We start from the raw sequence: 19,270 nt of genomic DNA on the forward strand, positions 1-19,270 counted from the left end.
GTCACTTTCCTCCCACAATTTCGCGTATTCTAGACTCAATTACATGTATATCGTCGCCCTTTAAAGGTCTGGGATCGATGTCAAAATATCCTTGTCTTATCCCATAATCGCGTGTATAAATAGCAATTTCACCTTTACACAACTCTTTTACAACCTCTTTCGCAGTTGTATTAGCCCGTTCTGGACTGATTTGAATTCGTGCACGGAATATAGCTCGACCTGCTTCATCTTGTACAATTGTCACATTCACGCCTTCTATATCTTTTAATGACATCAATGCTTGTAAACTTTCTTTTTCTTGTTCACTTTTATCTTTTTTCTCGCGATACTCATCAAGAGCTTGAAGTAATCCAAACGTTGTTTCCTTACCAACTTTCATACTTCTTCCAATGCAATGTAATTGAACTTTCAACCATTCAATGTAGTTACGTTTACCACCAACAATTCCAGACGTTGGACCTTCAATTGCCTTTGAACCACTATAAATCGCAAGGTCTGAGTATTTTACATACTTTTGAAGGTCTTCTTCTGCCGCGGCATCCACAATCAATGGAATATTATTCTTCTGTGCAACTTCCCACGCTTCTTCCACAGAAATCATATTTTTTTGAACAGTGTGATGAGACTTCACATAAAGGATAGCAGCTGTATTTTCGGAAATCGCTTCTTCAATATGAGTTGCTCTACCCTCATTAGCATAGCCAACTTCAATAAGCTTTCCGCCACCTAAATAAACCATGGTTTCAACTGGGGCCCCGTACTGTACGTTATGACCTTTCAGCATAATAATTTCATTTTTTGAGATGACTTCTTGATGAAGGCGCTCGCTTTTACGGCGGTTTCCTTGTGTAACAAGAGCAGCAATAGAGAGAGCAATTCCACTTGAAGCTGAGTTAACAACCACAGCTGCTTCTGATCCTAGAATGTCAGCAATATGGTCACCTGCTTTATCAACTAAATCAGCAATCTCAACGTAATTTTGTCCTCCTTGCTTCATTGCATCCATTACTGTATCAGTTGGTGCTGATACTCCTAAGATGCTCATTCGGCCGCTCGCATTAATTACTCGTTTCAAGCCATATTTAGCATTCAATGAACGTTCCATTTACAACTACTCCTTTTGCTTTAATTATTTGATTACCTTCTCTCTGCTCTCCTTCGGAATCAATAAACAGAACAGGCTCGTCTTCTATAGTAAAGAGAGTTAAATTGGCACGGTCTCCAACTTGTATCCTTCCTAACTCAGGTCTGTTAAGCCATTTTGCCGCATTAACAGTAACACCATTAACTACTTCTTCAAGGCTGTATCCTAAATAAAGAAATTTAGATAATACATGAGCTAAGCTATATACAGGCCCATTTAGTCGGTTCTTCCGATAAATATCTGTACTGATTGTATCGAATTTAACATTATGCTTTTTGGCAGCTTCTGCTACTTGAAACGAAAAGCTTGCATTTCCATGCCCTACATCCAAATGAACACCTCGTTGGATGGCCTCCATTAGGAGTGGAAGCGGCTTTCCTTCATTATCAAATAGATTATTAGCTTTTCCATTTAAATAGTGAGTAATAATGTCTCCTTTTTCTAGAATCGAAACAACTTCCTCAATAGCAGGAGGGCCAGATCCGATATGAACCATTAATGGAAGTGAAATTTCACTAGACATTTTTCGAGCAAAATATAAAGGCTCAATACCCCTTTTACCTACTACACTTTTACTTATACGGGCTTTTAAACCTACAATAATGCTTCTATATGCTTTCATGGCTTCCGAAATTTTTTCCGCTTTTAGCCACTCCATATTTGAAAGCTCATCTGTGCGTTTTAGACCAATACGCGAAATATTTAAAAACGCTAACAAATTAGTTTTTGCTGCATATTGGCTTTGAACTAAATCTGCTATTTGATCAGCACCGCAGCTACCTGCATCTACAAGTGTTGTTACTCCTTGTTTCACTCCTATCTCGTCTATCTCATCTCCATACGGCTCGAAATCTGGAAATGCATGAACATGTAAATCAATCCATCCGCTTGATATGTAGGTTCCTGAGTAATCATAAACAAGCGGTGCTTTTCCTTCACCAGCTTTTGCTATCTCAGAGATTTTTCCATTTTCTATAACAATATCAAACTCTTTTTCAGTGACCGATTTGACATTCCGTAATAGAAACCGATTCTCCATTTCGTTCACTCCCCTTATGATGACGCTTACACTAATGTTAATTATTTTTCTGCTTTTACAAATGTAGAATAACATAAAGAATTAAATAAGTAAATATAACGTTATAATGTTTTAATTCAAAAAAAGATAAAAAGCGGCCAATAGCCGCTGGTTTTTACCTTTGCTTGAATATATATGTCACTTTTGTTAACTCTTCCGATGCGCTCCATAGTTTTTCCGCTACGTCCGCTTTAAATAAAACATCTCCCATCATATCTTTTACAGGATATCCTTTTTTAGCAGCTTTTCCGTCTGGCCCAATATACGTACCTCCTTCTATTGATTCAGTGGCTGCATAAAGAGTAGGCAGCGCTCCCATTTCTGCAGATTGACTAAATAGCTTGACTAAAAATTTCAACAAAGCGTTTGGCTCTTTGCCTGAACCGCGTGATAATAGGTTAGTATTCGAAATGCCTGGATGCACAGCGGCACTAATTGTCGTTGATCCAGCTACTTCTAAGCGGTTTTGCAATTCTTTTGCAAACAACAGGTTGGCGAGTTTACTTTGTCTATAGAACTTCATTGGACTGTAGCCTTTTTCCCCGTCTAGATTATCAAAATAGATTTCTCCAGAATTAGCAGCTATACTGCTTACCGTTACGACTCGTGAATGTGGAGTTTCCATTAGCAAAGGAAGAAGCAAACCCGTCAATGCAAAATGCCCTAAATGATTACAGCCAAACTGCAGTTCAAATCCATCTTTCGTTTTGCTGTGAGGCGGCACCATCACGCCTGCATTATTAATGAGAAGATTCAAAGACGAGTATTGTTGAAGAAATTGATTGGTGAAATGTCGAATAGAGCTCAAGTCACTGAGATCTAATGACATAATCGTCACTTTAGCATTCCCGTTAGCCGCTTTAATTCTCTTTTCAGCCTCTTTCCCTTTTGCTTCATTACGTACAGCAAGAATGATTTCTGCTCCGCGCGCAGCTAGAGCCTTTGCAGCTTCAAATCCAATACCGCTGTTTCCTCCCGTTATAAGGGCTGTTTTTCCCGTTACATCGCGCATTCGTTCAGCTGTCCATTTTGTTATCATATAAGTTCTCCCTTTCAGCTATAGCTGTTTTTCTAGAATTTAAGCGTCTAAGTCACACTAAATTAACGTTTTTTTTAAATTAAGGTATGTATAAAGTATAATGTCTTCAAAACAAAAGGAACAAGCTTTTTCAAAGCTCGTTCCTTTTATATGTTTATGTGGTCCGCGGCGAATCGTAGCGTCCAAACCAGTCGTATCGGTTTGTGGAGACCCATTTGTATAGCGGACTGAACGCTTTTTTCATCAATGGTAAATGCAGAAGTACGCCGATTGGAAATGTAAGAGGCAAAACAGTTAAAAGCCGTCTAACCGTCTCAAATCCTGCTAGCACTTCACCTTTTTTGGTTACCATATGAATTTGGTCATACAAATCCCTTCCTTCTTTTTTTAAATAACTATACTCTGTTCGTTCAATGTATTGAACTGGAATCCACTGGATTTGGTTCGTCCAGTCCAGCGCTTTAATTATTTTTTTTACGTTGTAACATAAAGGACATTCCGCATCAAAAAATACTTTGTGCTTCATTGTTTCCACCTTTCTTCCTTTGTTTATTTTTCCTTAGTTTATAAATACCCTTTTCCTCTTTTTAATAACCACCATTAGGAGGCATTTCTTGTATAGCCTGGCTTTAAAGCGAACATTTTTTGTGGGGTTTCTTTAGTGAAGCCGCGAAAGAAGACAGGATTTTTTTTATAAAATATCACTTTTTTGGTTTAAAGCGCTAAAAACATGTTAGAATAGATTCCATATTGATTTAAAGCACTAGATGCACGCATTTAGTCACATACTAAAAAGAACTGAATGAATCCAATGATAAAAGGTAAAGGTAATGTCTTCATAAACTTATCATGGAAGTAGGTTTATAAATGACGGAGAAAAAAGGAGAAACAGGTGATTACTTTTATCCATTTCATATAAGCTTTATTTACGTAAGGATGTGTAAACGATGAAAAATAAGTACATGCTGTCAGCTTCAGGTATGTATATTAACTACTTTCTACTTGGCATGGTAAATATCATGCTTGCATCAAATATGTCATTTTTGACAAAACAATTAAATACCGACGGCGCCGGAATCAGCTATATTATTTCTGCTATCGGAATTGGAAAGCTGCTTTCATATTCTCTATCAGGCATCTTGTCTGATAAATTCGGACGAAAGCCTTTGATTCTTGTTTCGTCTCTGACGATGGCTATTTTCTTAATTGGCATTCCATTATCGCCAAATTATCCAACAGCCTTTATCTTTGCCATTATTGCGGGTATTGCAAATTCTGCTATGGACGCTGGAACGTACCCTGCTTTGATTGAAGTTTTTCCTAAATCTTCAGGTTCAGCCAGTGTTCTTGTAAAAGCATTTATTTCAGCTGGAGCGGCACTTCTTCCGTTTATGATTGCCTTTTTTGCGGATCGTGATTTGTTTTATGGGTATGCTTTTTTCCTTCCGGCTCTTATTTATTTACTAAATATGATCTTTATGTTCAAACTGCCTTTTCCCAATCATAAACGCGAACAGAGTACAGTTCAACAACAAAATACAGCGGAGAATAAATTCATCTCTCCTCCTAAAATGAAACAAGAAGGAATTGCTCTTATTGTGATTGGATTTACTTCTACAGCGCTGTTTACAGTGGCTCAAATTTGGCTCCCTACTTATGGTCAACAAGTATTAGGTATGGCTGAAAGCAGCTCGGTTCGCCTTTTAAGCTACTACAGCATCGGAGCTTTAATCTCTGTTTTAGTATTAGCTGTATTATTAAGCAAAGTGCTTCGTCCTGTAACGGTTATTCTCGTTTACCCGATGATTACTCTTATAGCCGTACTTACGCTTCTGTTTGTTAAAGTACCTACTATTGCAATTGTAGCTGCTTTTTTCATGGGGTTTTCTACGGCTGGGGTCTTTCAATTAGCGATTACTGTTATGACCGAGCTTTTCTGGAACAAAAAAGGAACGGTTACTGGAATTGTAGCCACGGCTGCTGGATTAGCTGCTATTTTATTGCCTTTAGCAACAGGGCTCATGTCTAAAACTGGGCATATTTCAATTATCTTTATCTTTGATGCGATGCTTTCAGTAGTAGGTATGGCAGCGGCAGCTTTTGTTAATTACCGCTACCGCAAAATTTTAAATAAAAATCGCAGAGAACAAATTCAAGAAACAGCCTCATAAAAAAAGAGGCTGGACATACCGAAATGAATCCAACCCAAAGACGAACAATCTGGATACATGATCTGGACTGCTTGCTCGAACGCTGTTGCTTTCCGTGCAAGGCTTCGCTTTCCGCGGGCGGCCGATGAGCCTCCTCGTCGCTTGCGCTCCTGCGGGGTCTCATCTGTTCCGCTGTTTCCGCAGGAGTCTTCGCCTTGCCCTTCAACCAACAGCTAAAAGCACCTGTGTTCATCATAATTATAAAAAAACACGAACTATTTATCCATTTTTGATAGATAGTTCGTGTTTTAATTTAATGAAACTACTTTTTTTTCACCTTCTTCTTAACTTTTCAACTCATTTCCTCAGCTGATTTTTGCTTCATAAACAAGAACATCACACCTGAAATAACCGCGAAAACAGCTAAAATGTAAAAAGTAGAAGGCAGCGGAATCACGCTGACTAGCGACCCCATAGCTAAGCTGCTGACAACTGCTGAAGTTTGTATAGCCGTCATATATGCCGTTGTGGCTAGTCCAATTTGACGCGGAGCCAGTGACTGAGCATACACCATTCCCACTCCCATTGTAGCGGACAGAATAAAAGCATAAAATACTTGAAGCACAATTAACCCACTCAGCGGTAAATGAAGACTCGTTAAAATAAAATAAAGCACTTGGCAAGCAATTCCAATGATAAAGAATCGTTTAACTCCGATCTTATCAGAAAAATAGCCCCCTAACGGCATAAATACTAGCTCAAAAACAGATGTAACGGTAAAGAGAATCCCTACAATCGAAACGGATTGTTTTAACGTATCCGTTATGTAGAGCGGCAAATACATAGAACGCCCGGAATCACCCGCAAAAATGAAAAGAGCTGCTACGAATACAGCTATTAATACAGAAGGTATACCTGCTGGCGCTTTTGAAGATGCATGAGCTGAAGTTTGAGGCATACTGTCTTCTTTAAGCGCAAAAAGAACCCACCCTAAAGTTGCTAGCGATAACAACCCTGATAATAAAAATAAAAGAGTATACCCTCCGTGGTCAATAATTAAAGCGCCAAGCATAGGTCCAAAAATATAGCCTTGTGAAAAAGCCATTCGCACGGTACCAGTAATCGTACCTGCCTGCGATTTGCTTTCTTGCTTTTTAACAATAAAATCATTCAGCAGGGCAAAGAAAAAAGAAAACGCATTAAACCCTCCTATAGCAAGTAAAATGAGTGCTATTGTATAAGAATGCGTAAACGCTAACGGCACTCTTGAAATGGTTCCAATCAGTAACGCCCAAATAATAAATGGCTTTCGTTTCCCCCATTTGTCTGATAACGAAGCTAAATAAAACGATACGATTAAACCAATAATGCTCATTGGCACAAATAAAAATCCTGCTTGAAAAGAAGTGGCATGCAATGTATTTGTTGCCCAAACCGTTAAATAAGGCATAAAGCCGCCAACAGCTAATCCAATAATAAATAATGAAATAAAAATCGTTAGAAAATCCCGGTCTGTAAATACAATCTTTATGCCTGATACAAACGAATTTTCTGTTTTCGACATAAACTCATTTCAACCCTTTCTATCCAGCTGTCAAACGTTCAATTTCCGCAAAAAAATGCACCTTTCTTCCAGAAACAGTAGAAGAAAGGTGTGTAAATGAAGGTTATTTTCCAATTGGTACAGCAATTTTTTCTTTTTGTTCTTCCTTGTTGATCAGCTCTTTGAATTTAGTTAAAAGAGGTGCTTTTAATTCTTCATCCTTTAATGCAAAAGCAAGGGTCGTAAAAATAAAATCTAATTTTTCTCCTGCATCATAACGTTCGCCCTCGAATTCGTAAGCATAAATAGAACGGTCTATATTCATACGCTGAATAGCATCCGTTAGCTGAATTTCCCCACCTTTTCCAGCTTCCTGCGTTTCAAGATAATCAAAAATGTCAGGTGTAAATACATAGCGTCCAATAATTCCTAAATTAGACGGAGCTTCTTCGACTGATGGTTTTTCTACAAAACCATTCACTTCGTATAACCGGTTTTTATTTGCTTTTGGATCTATAATCCCGTAACGGTGAACGGATTCTTCCTCTACGCGCTGTACGCCGATAACCGACGATCCCGTTTGGTTATACTGGTCAATCAGCTGTTTTAAACAAGGCTGGTCTGGGTCTGTTAAGTCATCTCCAAGTAAAACTGCAAACGGTTCGTTTCCAATAAACTGTCGAGCACAGCCAATTGCATGGCCAAGGCCCTTCATTTCTTTTTGACGAACGTAATGAATATTCGCTAGTTCAGAGATATGCTCCATTTCTTCTAATAGTTCAGTTTTTCCCTTTTGATGAAGCAAGTGTTCCAGTTGAATATTGTGATCAAAATGATTTTCAATTGCTTGTTTCCCGTTTCCTGTAACAATTAAAATATCTTCGATTCCTGATTTTAAGGCTTCTTCTACAATAAATTGAATTACGGGCTTATTTACAATTGGAAGCATTTCTTTTGGGATAGATTTTGTAACGGGTAAAAAACGAGTACCTAACCCTGCTGCTGGTATAACTGCTTTTTTTATAGTCTGCATATTATATTTACTCCTCTCTGTTAGTTATCTAGCTGCCTTACATCTATTACGCTTTGACAGGCACCACATTGAAAATTTCTTTCACTCCTTGCTTGTATCCTCCCGCTGAGCGAAGTGATTCTCCAATTTGTTGTGCATGCTGTTTATATGTGTGAGTAGTTAAAACGTCGTTAACTGTATTTTTGATTAGCTCAGCAGATACATTATTTTTATCTAATTTTACACCTGCTCCTAACTCCTGCACGCGATCGCCAACCATAAATTGATCCACTGCCATTGGAATAACGACAAGGGGCGTATCGTAGTATAAACCTTCACTGCTGCTGTTCATTCCGCCGTGAGTAATGAATAAATCCGCACGTTTTAAAATTTCTAGCTGAGGTACGTATTGTTTCACAACGAAGTTTTCTGGAATGTGTGCTAATTCTTCAGGTTTTGTATTTTTACCAATAGATAAAATAACTTTACCCTCAAAATCTTTTAATGCTTCTACACATAAGTTATAGATTTCTAGCTGCTGATTAAAAATAGTTCCCATAGAAACAAAAATAATTTTTTTATTTTCATTTTGTAAGTAAGAAGGATCTTCAATGTCTAATCGTTTAACAATTGAAGGACCAATAAACTTGTACTCACTCGTAAATTCAGATACGTTTGGCTGAAAGAATTCTGACGTAAATACTAGCGTAATATCCCCTGGATTCGACATAATGTCAATGGAATCTTTTAACTGAGTATTATATTGGTTGTTGAACTTATTTAATGATTTTTCGAATTGAGGATAAAAGGAAGATTGGTCAGGTTCTGTTTGACCACTTGGCATCATACAAGTTGCTAACTCTTTATTTAACGCAAATGTTGTACAAAGAGAAACCTTCGGAAGCTGAAGAAGGTCGGCCACAGCGGAACCTGCTAAAAGGTGATAATCATAAAGTACATAATCATATGTTTCATGTTTCGTTTCACTCATAATTTTAGTAATAATATTTTCAGACTCATTTAAAAACAAATTCATTATTTCATAGCGGTCATAAGACTCTTCGTTTGTCATCCGGTTGCTCATATCAAGACTTGGACGAAAATCTTCGTATTCACGAAATTCCGCGCCTGATTTCCGAATTTTTTCAGCATAGTCTTCAATGCCGTAATAGACGACCTTTTCCCCTTGAGCCATCAACTCTTTTACAATTCCTAAAGAAGGATTCACATGCCCTTCACCTGGAAAGCCTATTACTAATACTTTTCCCATAACATTCATTCCTTTCACTTAGTTAATAATTAAATCATTTAATTATTCATTTAGTAAATTTATTGTATAGAAACTGAATTTACTATAAATTATCTTTATCGTAAAGTCATTAAGCGTTTTCAACTAAAAAAAGGTTAAATAGGCTCATTTTGGAATATAGTTATAAACTAACTCAAGAAAAACAAATATTGTAAAATTTATCTTGTTTGTAAATAGATGTATGCGCTTCATTATGATGCAAATAAAAAACACACCTCACTAAATCAAGCAAGAGGTGTGTTTTTTATTTAAAAGGTGTATAACTCCCATATATCTGAGGTTTCTGAACCAATATACCAAGCTGCCGCCCCACCTAAATGATAGTCATTAATTAATTTAACCCGACGCTGCATAGATGCTTTGTCTTCGAGCCATATTTGATGCTTCGTACCATTTTCCGTGTATTCTACATAGTACTGTGAGGCTTGGCTATCCCATTTTTTAGTTAACTTTTTAGAAGAGATAACAGCTTCGGCTTCTTTCATCGTTAAGTCTTTTGTGACAACTTTTTTGGTCGATAGGTCCGTTTTCCATTCTCGCGTATAAAAAGGAACTCCCAGAAGGATTTTGTGTGCAGGTACATCTTTCATAAGAAGTTGTGTGCCTTCTTTCACCCAAGGCAGTGAAGCAACAGATCCTGGAACCTGACTCCCTCCCCAGTGTTCTTCATATCCCATCATAATGACATAGTCTGCCACTTGACCAATCTGTTTTCTATCAAAGCTTCCCGACCAAAAAGGATCATTATTTTCTCTTGTTACGTCTACTGAAATAGTCATACCATGAGGTTTTAACGCTGCTTTTAATTCCTTAATAAATAAAACAAAATCTTGTTTGTTTTTGATATTAATGTTTTCAAAGTCAACATTGATCCCATCGCTGTTTGTTTTTACTAGCGAACTTTCTACTGATGATACAAGCTTTTTCCGCTTTGCTTTGTTGCTTAGCACATCACGTGTAAGTACATCATCAAAATTGTTACCAATAAGCGGCCAGACTTTTTTGCCGTTTTTATGAGCCGTTTGAACATATGATTCATTTATAGAAGATGAAACAACTTTGTCATTCGACGTTAGCGTAAACCAACGAGGTGAAACAACGTCTAAATTCTTTTGCTTCATCGATTCTGTATAGCCTGCTGTTTTTTCATTAAAGCTCCAACCCATAACTACAGGCTGATGCTTCTTTTGCGCTAAATCAGATTTTTTGATCCAGCCCTTTTTCCCTTCCAAAAGCTGTACTTGTACATAGTAGTCAGGAATAATAAGCATTTGTCCGGGCTTAATATTTGTTGAGGATAGCTGATTTAACTTTGTTAATTCATTCGCTTTTACACCGTACTTTACGGAGACTTTCCAAAGCGTATCTCCTGATACTACTTTATGTAACAAGCCTTTTGGTGGTATTTTCAGCGTTTGTCCTGGAATCAGCTCTGTCTTTTTTAGCTGATTTTGTTTTATTAGATCACTGACTGTTACACCGTATTGCTTAGCTAGTAGCCATAGTGTATCTCCCGGCACTACCGTATGAGTAGTAACCTGAGCTGCATCTCCAGCTTCAGATGAAATGACAGGAAATTCTTCTCCTTTTTTCACTGTCTGCATAACAGAAGAATGTAAGGAAGGAGAACGATATACGTTTACGTTGTCACCTTTGACAGTGCCCACTGAAGAAGCAGCGGCTCCTTTACTCATCGGGGCCAATCCTCCACTTAAAAGACAGAGAACGATCAGGCTCATACATATTTTCTTCATTTTATAATTTCGCCTCCCCACTTTTTGACATCACCTGTCTAGTTTACTACTCCTATAATATAGAATCCTAGAGGTACATTGTGGTAAAGCAACGTCTGGGTATACGTAAAATTCAAATAAAAAAGCTTACCGTCCGATGACGATAAGCTTTCGTTTCTTATGCATTTCCCACTACATTTTGATCCTTAATATCCATATCAATTGTATTAGCGGTACTGGAACTGCTTGTAATATTCATAAAATTCCCTGTGTTCCCGCTGCCAGAACCGACTGTTGTAAAAGCTGTACTTTTTGGCTTAATAGCCAGACAATCACCAAACTCCACTGAAGATGAAACCAATACATTCGAGATATTTACGGCTCCTACTACCGATGGCATCTGCCTCTCCTCCTGTTCATTATCTATCTGCTATATGATATGAGCAGAAGGCCAAAAAGTAGCTTTTTCATCTTTTTAATTTTATTAAGGATCAATTCGTTTATACCTTGATTCTGCAAACATATATACTCCGTATGCCATAAGCCCGATTGATACGATAGCCAGCAGTACAGACCCAAAAGGACGCTGTGCTACTTCAGCAAGGGCTCCATCTAACCCTTTCGTTTCGTCTGGATCCGCTTGAAGAGCCGTGCGAATAAGAAAGAAACCAATAATTCCAAAGACGATACTTCGAGCAATAATACCTACTTTTCCAATATGCCCGCTCCATCGCCACTCTTCTTTTGACATTTCGTTTTTCTTTAGTTTTTTTAGGAAGCGTCCTGAAAGAGCCCAATATACTTGTCCAATCCCAAAGATAATAACGCCGATACCTGTAAGCGCAATGATGGTTTGCCCAAAGGGATAAGATAACAACTTGGCCGATACCGTTTGATAATGCTTACCTGACGTATGAACGTGAGCATGAAGCAAAATTTTTACCGAACTCACACAAAGACTAATATAAAACGTGGCTACAACTAAATAGCCTAAACGAGTAAAAACGCCTTTTACCCCATGCCCAACGTGGTGAGGATCAAAAATAGCAGAAATGATTTGCCAAAACGCATATCCACTTAAACCTACTGCCAAAACAATTAAAATTAAAAATCCAAACGGCTGCTTTGCAATTGTGTGTAGGGCTCCTTGAGAAGTAACTAAATCGCCTTTTAATCCGAAAGCTGTCTGAATCGCTAATATACCGATGATAAAATAGACCACACCTTGAGCCACATGACCAAACCGTGAAAAACGCACGACAAATGGCTTAGTACGTTCTTTTAAGCGATGTAACTTTCGACCAAACGTATCTTTTTTAACAAATGGAGATTCACCCATACGTTTCCTCCTGCTTTTTGAAAACAAACTTTATTTTATAAAACACCTGAAAATAAGCGCGCAAATGACTCTTTCGAACGTTCTACTAAGCTTCGCTTGTAAAATGCTACTGGTTTGATCAAATGACTGTCTTCAATATCTTCTTCGTAATTTTTGATGAGCGTTTGAATCGTCTCTCCCTCAATTAAAAATGCATTAACTTCAAAGTTCAGATGAAAACTTCTCATATCCATATTTGCAGTACCGACCGAAGCCATATCTCCATCTATAATCACAATTTTTTGATGCAAAAACCCTTTTCTATACGAATATACTTCAATTCCACATCGAAGAAGTTCAGCAAAATATGACCTCGTTCCATATTGAGTCAGAAAGCCATCATTAATTTCTGGTACCATAATTCGTACCTCTACACCTTTTCTAGCCGCAATACGAAGGGCGGTTCTTATGGCTTCATTTGGAACAAAATAAGGGGTTGAAATCCAGATTGATTTCGTCGCGCTTGTAATCATAGTATAGTAATAATCACTCATATTTTCCTGCGTATCCGGCCCCGTCGCCACCACTTGCACAAAGCCTTCGCCTTCGACAGGATGAGGCTTTGTATATGCTTCATTGTTAATTAAGCATTCTCCAGAAACGTATTCCCAATCGAACATAAAGATTGAATGCAAGGTTTGAACAGATTCTCCTTTTAGCATCAGATGAGTATCTCTCCAAAAACCAATTTTTTTGTTTTTTCCTAGATACTCATCCCCAACATTCAATCCCCCTACAAAACCTACTTCCCCGTCAATTACGACTATTTTACGGTGGTTTCGAAAGTTAAATTTTTGATTAAAAAACCCATACTTAATAGGTAAGAAAGGATGCACTTTAATATTCGCTTTTTTCATTCGTTTAATATCTGAACCCGATAGTGTAAAGCTTCCCATTGTATCGAATGTAAAGCGCACTTCTATACCTTCGCTTGCTTTTTTTATTAAAATATCAATGATTTCTTTTCCTAGAGAATCTGAGTGAAACATATAGTATTCCATATGAATAAACTGTTTTGCTGATTGCAAATGCTTTTTGATTTCATTAAACGTTTCTTGCCCGTTCTTAAGGACGTAGGTTTTTGTATGAACATTCATCTTGGTCAAAGATACACATTGAAGATACTGAGCAAAGTAACGCTGATGAGATTGAAGCGGCGATAGATCAGGCGTCGTTTCTTTATCTGCCATCTTTCTAAGCATCTCTCGGTTATGCATACGCTTTTTTTTGAACATATGCCCCTTTAAATAGAGCTGTCCTGAATACAAATAAAAGAAAAAGCCTGCAACAGGGAAGAAAAAGAGGACATACATCCAAACCAACGTACTTTCAGGCGTTCGATTTTCAAGCATAAGTGAATACATACAAATGAAAATAATGACACCATATAATCCAACTAAGGCATACTTCCAATGAACATCAATAGAGGTAAAAAAGAAAGCATAAATGGAAAGTAAAATAATAAATAAAAAAATAAAGTCCAACCGGCGTTTTTTCATAAAAGCTCTCCTAAAAACAAACTGTATTGTATCACTTGTCTATCTTTCATATGAGGTAGTATATGGAATACACAGAATTCTTATCATGCATGCTACATAAAATGTACATATATTTGCACAAAAAGCAGTTTAGCCGCTTAAGCAACTAAACTGAACTACCTCAGACAAGCATCATTCATATACCTATACCCTGGATGGTAAAACAAAAACCTCCCTACGGGGAGGTTTTTTGTTTTACACGCATGACGATGTCTTTTTATGAGTTGGTATAACCGGACTCTTTTTCTTTTTTAGGCCAAACGAAATTAGAAAGAGATAATAAAAAATCAATTCCTACAATAACTGTCCAAAATTCCACTACATTTTGCAGCACGTTGGTTTTTCCATTTGGTACTATATGCATCATCGCCGCTAAAAGAGCTGCTCCAATAGCGTAAGCAACAAGATGCTGTATCCATGACTTAAAATAATGCTTTGCATATTCTTTTCCATAGCGCCTACGAGGTTTCTCCCCGCTTTTTATCACATAATATTGAAAACGTTCGTCTGCCCATTGAATCATACTTTTTCCAAAAGCGATCGAAATTCCAATATACACGGCTGCAATAGCGTGAGCATAGGTCGCTGTAGCACCTCGGTAAAGGTCTACACTCGTCACAATCAGAAGAAAAAAATCAACAACAGGTGTTAGAGCTAAAATAAAAAAACTGAGCTTTTGTTTTTTAAACATATACCTTGTTGCTAATCCTAAAATGATGACTATCCAAAAAGCGATTTCACATGCAATAATCATCCAGGCTATTAAATTCAAATAATCCCCTCTCTTCCTCTCGTTCAACGAATAGATAATTGGTTTTAAATAAAAAATTTTTATGCATAAGTTTATTTTTATGTATATACATCCTGCTTCATAACCTTACGGCTTATTCCATCCTCAGCTGAGTTCTAAGATTCGTTGAACCGTATTTGCTAGGCGGATCTTTTAAATCGATAGCTATAATACTCCCAGCTCATTCCTGCCGCGACTCCAATCGAATAGGCTAGTATATCTCTCCATAAGAAGCCATACCCCAGAATGAGCCCTCCTAGCGCATTTTTTCTTATGTCATCAATACACGGAGCGTGATACAGCTGTGTAAATTCAATGAAGTAACAAAACACTATAGCAAACATACCAATCGTTTTTGTCTTCCATGCAGGAAACAAAAAACCCGCACTGACAAAAATCATTAAGGCCCATAACGAATCTCCCGCATATATATTTACGATGTGAGGAAGATACGCGGTAAGTTTTCTTGATAAAAGGCCTGCTCCCATGATAACAATAGCTAGAAGCAGATATACCCATCTATTTCTTTTATTCATTTCAAACTCCTTTTTTCTTCTTAAATGCTCCGTAACAATAAGCCTTCACTGTATAATTTTATCAGAACCGAAGACTGTTAAATACCGCTTTTTTTCATTTTTTACAGCTTCCCCCTACGTATATATGACAAGTGTCATAGTTTCTATATGACACGTATGTCTTAAATAGTCAGAAAAATCCCTTTATACTGAGGGTAATATACGGTAATGAAAGGAATTTCATATGACTATACAAAAACAAAAGAATTTACGAAAACAAGTTGCACCTTTTGAAAAAGCAGTAATGAAAGACAGCATAAGACAATTGATCAATACTTTTTTACCTTTTTTCACACTGTGGTTTCTCGCTTATGAGAGCCTTTCAATTTCTTATTTTTTAGCATTTCCGCTAACTGTTATCGCAGCAGGGTTTTTAGTAAGAATATTCATTATTTTTCATGACTGTTGTCACTACTCTTTCTTTAAGAGTAGACAACACAATAAAATTCTCGGAACAATTACCGGTGTCTTAACGATGTTCCCTTACAGTCAATGGGGACATAGCCATGCAATTCACCATGCAACAAGCAGCAACTTAGATAAAAGAGGTACGGGTGACATTTGGGTGTTAACCGTAACAGAATATAAAGAAGCTTCTATTTGGAAAAAAATCGCTTACCGTATCTATCGCAACCCGTTCATTATGTTCGGCGTGGGACCTATATATGTATTTTTGATTACAAACCGATTCAATCAAAAAAATGCGAAGAAAAATGAAAGAATGAATACGTACCTTACAAATGTATTGATCGTTGCATTAGCGGCAGCGACCTGCTGGTTGGTAGGTTGGCAGGCGTTCCTATTAATTCAAGGACCGATTTTCTTCATTTCAGGTTCAATTGGAATTTGGCTGTTTTATGTACAGCACCAGTTTGAAGACTCTTATTTTGAAGAAGATGAGCACTGGGATTATGTAAAAGCAGCCGTTGAAGGAAGTTCATTTTACAAGCTTCCAAAACTATTGCAATGGCTAACAGGCAATATTGGGTTTCACCATGTACATCATTTAAGCCCAAGAGTGCCCAACTATAAGCTTGAAGCTGTTCATCAACACACACAGCCTCTTCAAAATGTACCAACCATTACACTCGCAACAAGTCTTCGCTCTCTTCGATTCCGTCTATGGGATGAAGAAAATAAAATGTTTGTGAGCTTTAAAGAAATAAAAACACGCTCAGCTGTACCAAAAGCAAGCAGAATGTCATCTCAAACAAAAGCAGAACTTTAATAAAACAAAACAGTCAAGCTTTCAAAAGCTTGACTGTTTTATCTATCCGTCTAAACTTATTTCATTCTACTTTGTGGTAAACTAATAGTGTATTTTAACAAGTAAACGAGGTTCTTTATGAAAAAATATACGTTTTTCCAAAAAATCACTGGGCTATCTCCTTACATATGGACGGTATTTGCCATTTTACCATTTTATTTTATCTTACAGTCTTCATCCATGAATCACATTATTGTTGGTTCGTTACTCACCATCTTATTTTTTATTTTCTATCGTTTTGCATTTGTTTCAACGGACAAGTCCGTTTACGTATGGACGGCTTTGTTAATCGTTATTTCCTTAGCCCTGACAACTATTTTCAATTATATTTACTTTGCCTTTTACTTTGCTTTTTTTATCGCTTATTTTATTGGAAATATCCAAAAACGGCTCGCTTTCTTTACTTTGTATGCTGTTCATTTAATTAGCACCGTTATTTCGGTAAACTTTAACGTTGTTATGCAAGAAGAGATCTTTTTAAAACAGCTGCCTTTCATTTTTGTAATTTCCATCAGTGTGATTGTACTGCCATTTAGCATTTATAATCGGAAGAAGCGAGACCGGCTGGAAGAACAGCTTGAAGATGCAAATAAACGTATTTCTGAGCTTGTAAAACAGGAAGAACGCCAGCGGATAGCTCGCGATCTGCACGATACGTTAGGACAAAAGCTGTCTCTTATCGGTCTAAAAAGTGATTTAGCAAGAAAACTTATTACAAAAGATCCTGAAAAAGCAAAATCAGAATTAAAAGATGTCCAGCAAACAGCGCGCACGGCTCTTAATGAAGTGAGAAACATGGTTTCTCAAATGCGTGGAATCCGCCTTAGTGAAGAACTAAAACGCGTTCAGGAGCTTTTAGAAGCTGCCGAAATTAAGTTTGTAGGAGAAGAGGCCATTTCATTAGAGAATGTGTCGTTGCTAATTGAAAATATTCTTAGCATGTGCTTAAAAGAAGCAGTAACCAATGTGGTCAAACATAGTCAAGCCACCGTTTGCACGATTACTTTACATCAGTCTGCAAAAGAAGTAGGCATAACGGTAGAAGACAATGGAGTTGGTATTAATACGAAGAAAACCTGCTGGAAAGGAAACGGTCTTTTAGGAATGAAAGAACGGCTGGAGTTTGTAAACGGCCATCTTGATATCTCCAGTCAAGGGGGGACGATTATTCATATTACAGTTCCAAACATCGTTAAACATATTAAGGAGGAACAATTATGATTCGAATTGTCATTGCCGAAGATCAGCAAATGATGTTAGGGGCTTTAGGCTCTTTGTTAAATTTAGAAGATGACATGGAAGTTGTCGGAAAAGCTTCAAATGGGGAACAAGCGGTATCACTTGCTAAGCAGCACCAGCCAGATATATGCGTAATGGATATCGAGATGCCTCTTAAAACTGGACTTGAAGCTGCAGAGGAACTGAAAGATTTAAACTGCAAAGTCATCATTTTGACAACGTTCGCTCGCTCCGGCTATTTTCAAAGAGCTTTGAAAGCAGGCGTAAGCGGATACTTACTAAAAGATAGTCCAAGTGAAGAACTCGCAAATTCCATTCGAAGCGTGATGGCAGGCAGGCGCCTCTATGCTCCAGAATTAGTGGATGACTTATATAGTGAATCTACCAGTCCTCTTACAGCTAGAGAGAAAGAAGTATTAGCTCTAGTAGCTGATGGAAAAAACACAAAAGAAATTGCTGACGAACTATCTATTAAGACTGGAACGGTGCGCAATTATATTTCTACCATTCTGGACAAACTCGAAGTAAAAAACCGCATTGAAGCCATTACTCGCTTTAAGGAAAAAGGCTGGTTCAAATGAAAAAAGCATGCATCAAACCGAGATGCATGCTTTTTAATCATTTGGCAATTTATCGTACCCTAATTTGTCGATGATCACAACATGCTCGGGGAATTCATCAAGCAGCTGCTGTTTTGTGAATAATTCAAAGTCACGGAAATCAAAACCTGGTGCGACCATGCATCCAACGAGAGAAAACGTATTCTCATTTGCCACAGAGGAACCAAAAATCGTATCTCTTGGAACTAAAAATTGAGGAACTTCTCCATTTTCTAAGTTTGTACCTAGTTTTACTTCTTGATAGGTTCCGTCGCGGTAAATAATATGAATGGTTAAAGGGCTTCCCCCATGATAGTACCATAGTTCATCTGATTGCAGCCGGTGGAAATGCGATACATCTTGAGACCTTAATAAAAAGTAAATACTCGTGTATAGAAATCGTTTATCATCAAACTGCGATGACACTTCTTTATCAGAAATTTCATCATTGGAGCGATAGGTTTGTTTATAAAACCCTCCTTCTGGATGAGGCTGAAGCTCGAGCTTTGAAATCCAATATTCCCACTTATGTAAATCCATTACGTTCCTTCCCTTCCTTTTTCTTTTATCATTAACTACATCATAGTAAATCATTCTTTCTAACACAACAAACGGCTTCATTATTCCATCAGGAAAAATGAAGCCGCTTACCACTGGTATCTTATCATTACATCCTACCCTTTCTGTTAGCACGGTTATATCTATACCTGCTAGAATGGCAGCGATGAAATAAATATGTCATATACAAATCTAACTGAAATCGATCTCCCTCAATGAAACATTGAAACGGCTGTTCTCTGCCTTGATCATTTTTTGCAGATGAACGCTGCTTAAACGGGACAATATTCATCTCTTTTCCCCCTCAGACAGATGTAC

Annotated in this window: 20 protein-coding genes; 4 read left to right on the forward strand and 16 right to left on the reverse strand. The window is 37.5% G+C overall.

Annotation, left to right across the window (positions count from 1 at the left end; translation table 11 throughout):
* Position 1 precedes the first annotated feature (1 nt).
* From AC4NPH_RS07530 to AC4NPH_RS07545, 4 genes are all read right to left on the reverse strand, one after another.
* Positions 2–1,105, reverse strand: coding sequence for a DgaE family pyridoxal phosphate-dependent ammonia lyase (locus AC4NPH_RS07530; RefSeq protein WP_308334268.1), 1,104 nt, complete (start codon positions 1,103–1,105; stop codon positions 2–4).
* Positions 1,083–2,183: an amidohydrolase/deacetylase family metallohydrolase gene (locus AC4NPH_RS07535; RefSeq protein WP_013056213.1), complete on the reverse strand. Its 1,101-nt coding sequence runs from the start codon at positions 2,181–2,183 to the stop codon at positions 1,083–1,085. Before AC4NPH_RS07535 ends, AC4NPH_RS07530 begins: the two co-directional genes overlap by 23 nt.
* A 154-nt stretch (positions 2,184–2,337) precedes the next feature.
* Positions 2,338–3,261 (reverse strand): oxidoreductase, encoded by a 924-nt coding sequence (locus AC4NPH_RS07540; protein WP_098197126.1) that lies wholly within the window; start codon positions 3,259–3,261, stop codon positions 2,338–2,340.
* A 154-nt stretch (positions 3,262–3,415) separates the two neighbouring features.
* Complete coding sequence (locus tag AC4NPH_RS07545) at positions 3,416–3,787, reverse strand: thiol-disulfide oxidoreductase DCC family protein (RefSeq protein WP_013056211.1); 372 nt, start codon at positions 3,785–3,787, stop codon at positions 3,416–3,418.
* Positions 3,788–4,208: 421 nt separating this feature from the next.
* Here AC4NPH_RS07545 and AC4NPH_RS07550 point away from each other — a divergent pair, with 421 nt between their 5' ends.
* Complete coding sequence (locus tag AC4NPH_RS07550) at positions 4,209–5,432, forward strand: MFS transporter (RefSeq protein WP_013056210.1); 1,224 nt, start codon at positions 4,209–4,211, stop codon at positions 5,430–5,432.
* Here AC4NPH_RS07550 and AC4NPH_RS07555 read toward each other — a convergent pair.
* The 10 genes from AC4NPH_RS07555 to AC4NPH_RS07600 all read right to left on the reverse strand — a co-directional run bounded on the left by AC4NPH_RS07555 (position 5,414) and on the right by AC4NPH_RS07600 (position 15,250).
* Positions 5,414–5,641 carry a hypothetical protein gene (locus AC4NPH_RS07555; protein ID WP_013056209.1) on the reverse strand — a complete coding sequence of 76 codons (228 nt, stop codon included), beginning with the start codon at positions 5,639–5,641 and terminating at the stop codon, positions 5,414–5,416. The genes AC4NPH_RS07550 and AC4NPH_RS07555 overlap by 19 nt on opposite strands.
* Positions 5,642–5,763: 122 nt before the next feature.
* A complete protein-coding gene (locus AC4NPH_RS07560; protein WP_053487043.1) occupies positions 5,764–6,975 on the reverse strand; it encodes an MFS transporter in 1,212 nt (403 codons plus the stop codon).
* A 103-nt stretch (positions 6,976–7,078) separates the two neighbouring features.
* Positions 7,079–7,987 (reverse strand): UTP--glucose-1-phosphate uridylyltransferase GalU, encoded by a 909-nt coding sequence (gene galU, locus AC4NPH_RS07565; protein ID WP_029324171.1) that lies wholly within the window; start codon positions 7,985–7,987, stop codon positions 7,079–7,081.
* Positions 7,988–8,033: 46 nt separating this feature from the next.
* Positions 8,034–9,236: a macrolide family glycosyltransferase gene (locus AC4NPH_RS07570; RefSeq protein WP_491938678.1), complete on the reverse strand. Its 1,203-nt coding sequence runs from the start codon at positions 9,234–9,236 to the stop codon at positions 8,034–8,036.
* 287 nt (positions 9,237–9,523) lie between these two features.
* Positions 9,524–11,029 carry a glycosyl hydrolase family 18 protein gene (locus AC4NPH_RS07575; protein ID WP_241747276.1) on the reverse strand — a complete coding sequence of 502 codons (1,506 nt, stop codon included), beginning with the start codon at positions 11,027–11,029 and terminating at the stop codon, positions 9,524–9,526.
* Positions 11,030–11,186: 157 nt separating this feature from the next.
* Positions 11,187–11,408 carry a spore germination protein gene (locus tag AC4NPH_RS07580; protein ID WP_013056204.1) on the reverse strand — a complete coding sequence of 74 codons (222 nt, stop codon included), beginning with the start codon at positions 11,406–11,408 and terminating at the stop codon, positions 11,187–11,189.
* Positions 11,409–11,492: 84 nt separating this feature from the next.
* Entirely contained in the window at positions 11,493–12,347 is an 855-nt protein-coding gene (locus AC4NPH_RS07585) for a DUF1206 domain-containing protein (protein WP_013056203.1), read from the reverse strand.
* 35 nt (positions 12,348–12,382) lie between these two features.
* Positions 12,383–13,885 carry a cardiolipin synthase gene (cls, locus tag AC4NPH_RS07590; protein ID WP_013056202.1) on the reverse strand — a complete coding sequence of 501 codons (1,503 nt, stop codon included), beginning with the start codon at positions 13,883–13,885 and terminating at the stop codon, positions 12,383–12,385.
* 256 nt (positions 13,886–14,141) lie between these two features.
* Positions 14,142–14,696, reverse strand: coding sequence for a hypothetical protein (locus AC4NPH_RS07595; protein ID WP_098325709.1), 555 nt, complete (start codon positions 14,694–14,696; stop codon positions 14,142–14,144).
* 158 nt (positions 14,697–14,854) lie between these two features.
* Positions 14,855–15,250 (reverse strand): ribosomal maturation YjgA family protein, encoded by a 396-nt coding sequence (locus AC4NPH_RS07600; protein WP_013056200.1) that lies wholly within the window; start codon positions 15,248–15,250, stop codon positions 14,855–14,857.
* A 223-nt stretch (positions 15,251–15,473) separates the two neighbouring features.
* On the opposite strand from AC4NPH_RS07600, the gene desA reads away from it, so the two are divergent.
* From desA to AC4NPH_RS07615, 3 genes are all read left to right on the forward strand, one after another.
* Complete coding sequence (gene desA / locus AC4NPH_RS07605) at positions 15,474–16,517, forward strand: Delta(5) desaturase DesA (protein WP_013056199.1); 1,044 nt, start codon at positions 15,474–15,476, stop codon at positions 16,515–16,517.
* Positions 16,518–16,634: 117 nt separating this feature from the next.
* Positions 16,635–17,777: a sensor histidine kinase gene (locus AC4NPH_RS07610; RefSeq protein WP_013056198.1), complete on the forward strand. Its 1,143-nt coding sequence runs from the start codon at positions 16,635–16,637 to the stop codon at positions 17,775–17,777.
* Positions 17,774–18,376, forward strand: coding sequence for a response regulator transcription factor (locus AC4NPH_RS07615; protein ID WP_013056197.1), 603 nt, complete (start codon positions 17,774–17,776; stop codon positions 18,374–18,376). Before AC4NPH_RS07610 ends, AC4NPH_RS07615 begins: the two co-directional genes overlap by 4 nt.
* A 33-nt stretch (positions 18,377–18,409) precedes the next feature.
* Here the strand turns inward: AC4NPH_RS07615 and AC4NPH_RS07620 are convergent, their stop codons facing one another.
* Together AC4NPH_RS07620 and AC4NPH_RS07625 are read right to left on the reverse strand one after the other, a co-directional pair.
* Positions 18,410–18,934 carry a cupin domain-containing protein gene (locus AC4NPH_RS07620; RefSeq protein ID WP_013056196.1) on the reverse strand — a complete coding sequence of 175 codons (525 nt, stop codon included), beginning with the start codon at positions 18,932–18,934 and terminating at the stop codon, positions 18,410–18,412.
* Between the two features lie 127 nt (positions 18,935–19,061).
* Positions 19,062–19,244 carry a hypothetical protein gene (locus AC4NPH_RS07625; RefSeq protein WP_029324165.1) on the reverse strand — a complete coding sequence of 61 codons (183 nt, stop codon included), beginning with the start codon at positions 19,242–19,244 and terminating at the stop codon, positions 19,062–19,064.
* Between the last annotated feature and the right edge of the window lie 26 nt (positions 19,245–19,270).

This window comes from Priestia sp. MDV22-iso46 (assembly GCF_058629175.1).

What these genes read in the sequence shown, in the direction of transcription:
- AC4NPH_RS07615 (WP_013056197.1), top strand. Translation starts at nt 17,774, where the DNA reads ATGATTCGAATTGTCATTGCCGAAGATCAGCAAATGATGTTAGGGGCT.
- AC4NPH_RS07540 (WP_098197126.1), bottom strand. Translation starts at nt 3,261, where the DNA reads ATGATAACAAAATGGACAGCTGAACGAATGCGCGATGTAACGGGAAAA.
- AC4NPH_RS07585 (WP_013056203.1), bottom strand. Translation starts at nt 12,347, where the DNA reads ATGGGTGAATCTCCATTTGTTAAAAAAGATACGTTTGGTCGAAAGTTA.
- AC4NPH_RS07575 (WP_241747276.1), bottom strand. Translation starts at nt 11,029, where the DNA reads ATGAAGAAAATATGTATGAGCCTGATCGTTCTCTGTCTTTTAAGTGGA.
- AC4NPH_RS07550 (WP_013056210.1), top strand. Translation starts at nt 4,209, where the DNA reads ATGAAAAATAAGTACATGCTGTCAGCTTCAGGTATGTATATTAACTAC.
- AC4NPH_RS07530 (WP_308334268.1), bottom strand. Translation starts at nt 1,105, where the DNA reads ATGGAACGTTCATTGAATGCTAAATATGGCTTGAAACGAGTAATTAAT.
- AC4NPH_RS07545 (WP_013056211.1), bottom strand. Translation starts at nt 3,787, where the DNA reads ATGAAGCACAAAGTATTTTTTGATGCGGAATGTCCTTTATGTTACAAC.
- AC4NPH_RS07600 (WP_013056200.1), bottom strand. Translation starts at nt 15,250, where the DNA reads ATGAATAAAAGAAATAGATGGGTATATCTGCTTCTAGCTATTGTTATC.
- desA (WP_013056199.1), top strand. Translation starts at nt 15,474, where the DNA reads ATGACTATACAAAAACAAAAGAATTTACGAAAACAAGTTGCACCTTTT.
- AC4NPH_RS07610 (WP_013056198.1), top strand. Translation starts at nt 16,635, where the DNA reads ATGAAAAAATATACGTTTTTCCAAAAAATCACTGGGCTATCTCCTTAC.
- cls (WP_013056202.1), bottom strand. Translation starts at nt 13,885, where the DNA reads ATGAAAAAACGCCGGTTGGACTTTATTTTTTTATTTATTATTTTACTT.
- galU (WP_029324171.1), bottom strand. Translation starts at nt 7,987, where the DNA reads ATGCAGACTATAAAAAAAGCAGTTATACCAGCAGCAGGGTTAGGTACT.
- AC4NPH_RS07570 (WP_491938678.1), bottom strand. Translation starts at nt 9,236, where the DNA reads ATGGGAAAAGTATTAGTAATAGGCTTTCCAGGTGAAGGGCATGTGAAT.
- AC4NPH_RS07580 (WP_013056204.1), bottom strand. Translation starts at nt 11,408, where the DNA reads ATGCCATCGGTAGTAGGAGCCGTAAATATCTCGAATGTATTGGTTTCA.
- AC4NPH_RS07620 (WP_013056196.1), bottom strand. Translation starts at nt 18,934, where the DNA reads ATGGATTTACATAAGTGGGAATATTGGATTTCAAAGCTCGAGCTTCAG.
- AC4NPH_RS07535 (WP_013056213.1), bottom strand. Translation starts at nt 2,183, where the DNA reads ATGGAGAATCGGTTTCTATTACGGAATGTCAAATCGGTCACTGAAAAA.
- AC4NPH_RS07625 (WP_029324165.1), bottom strand. Translation starts at nt 19,244, where the DNA reads ATGAATATTGTCCCGTTTAAGCAGCGTTCATCTGCAAAAAATGATCAA.
- AC4NPH_RS07560 (WP_053487043.1), bottom strand. Translation starts at nt 6,975, where the DNA reads ATGTCGAAAACAGAAAATTCGTTTGTATCAGGCATAAAGATTGTATTT.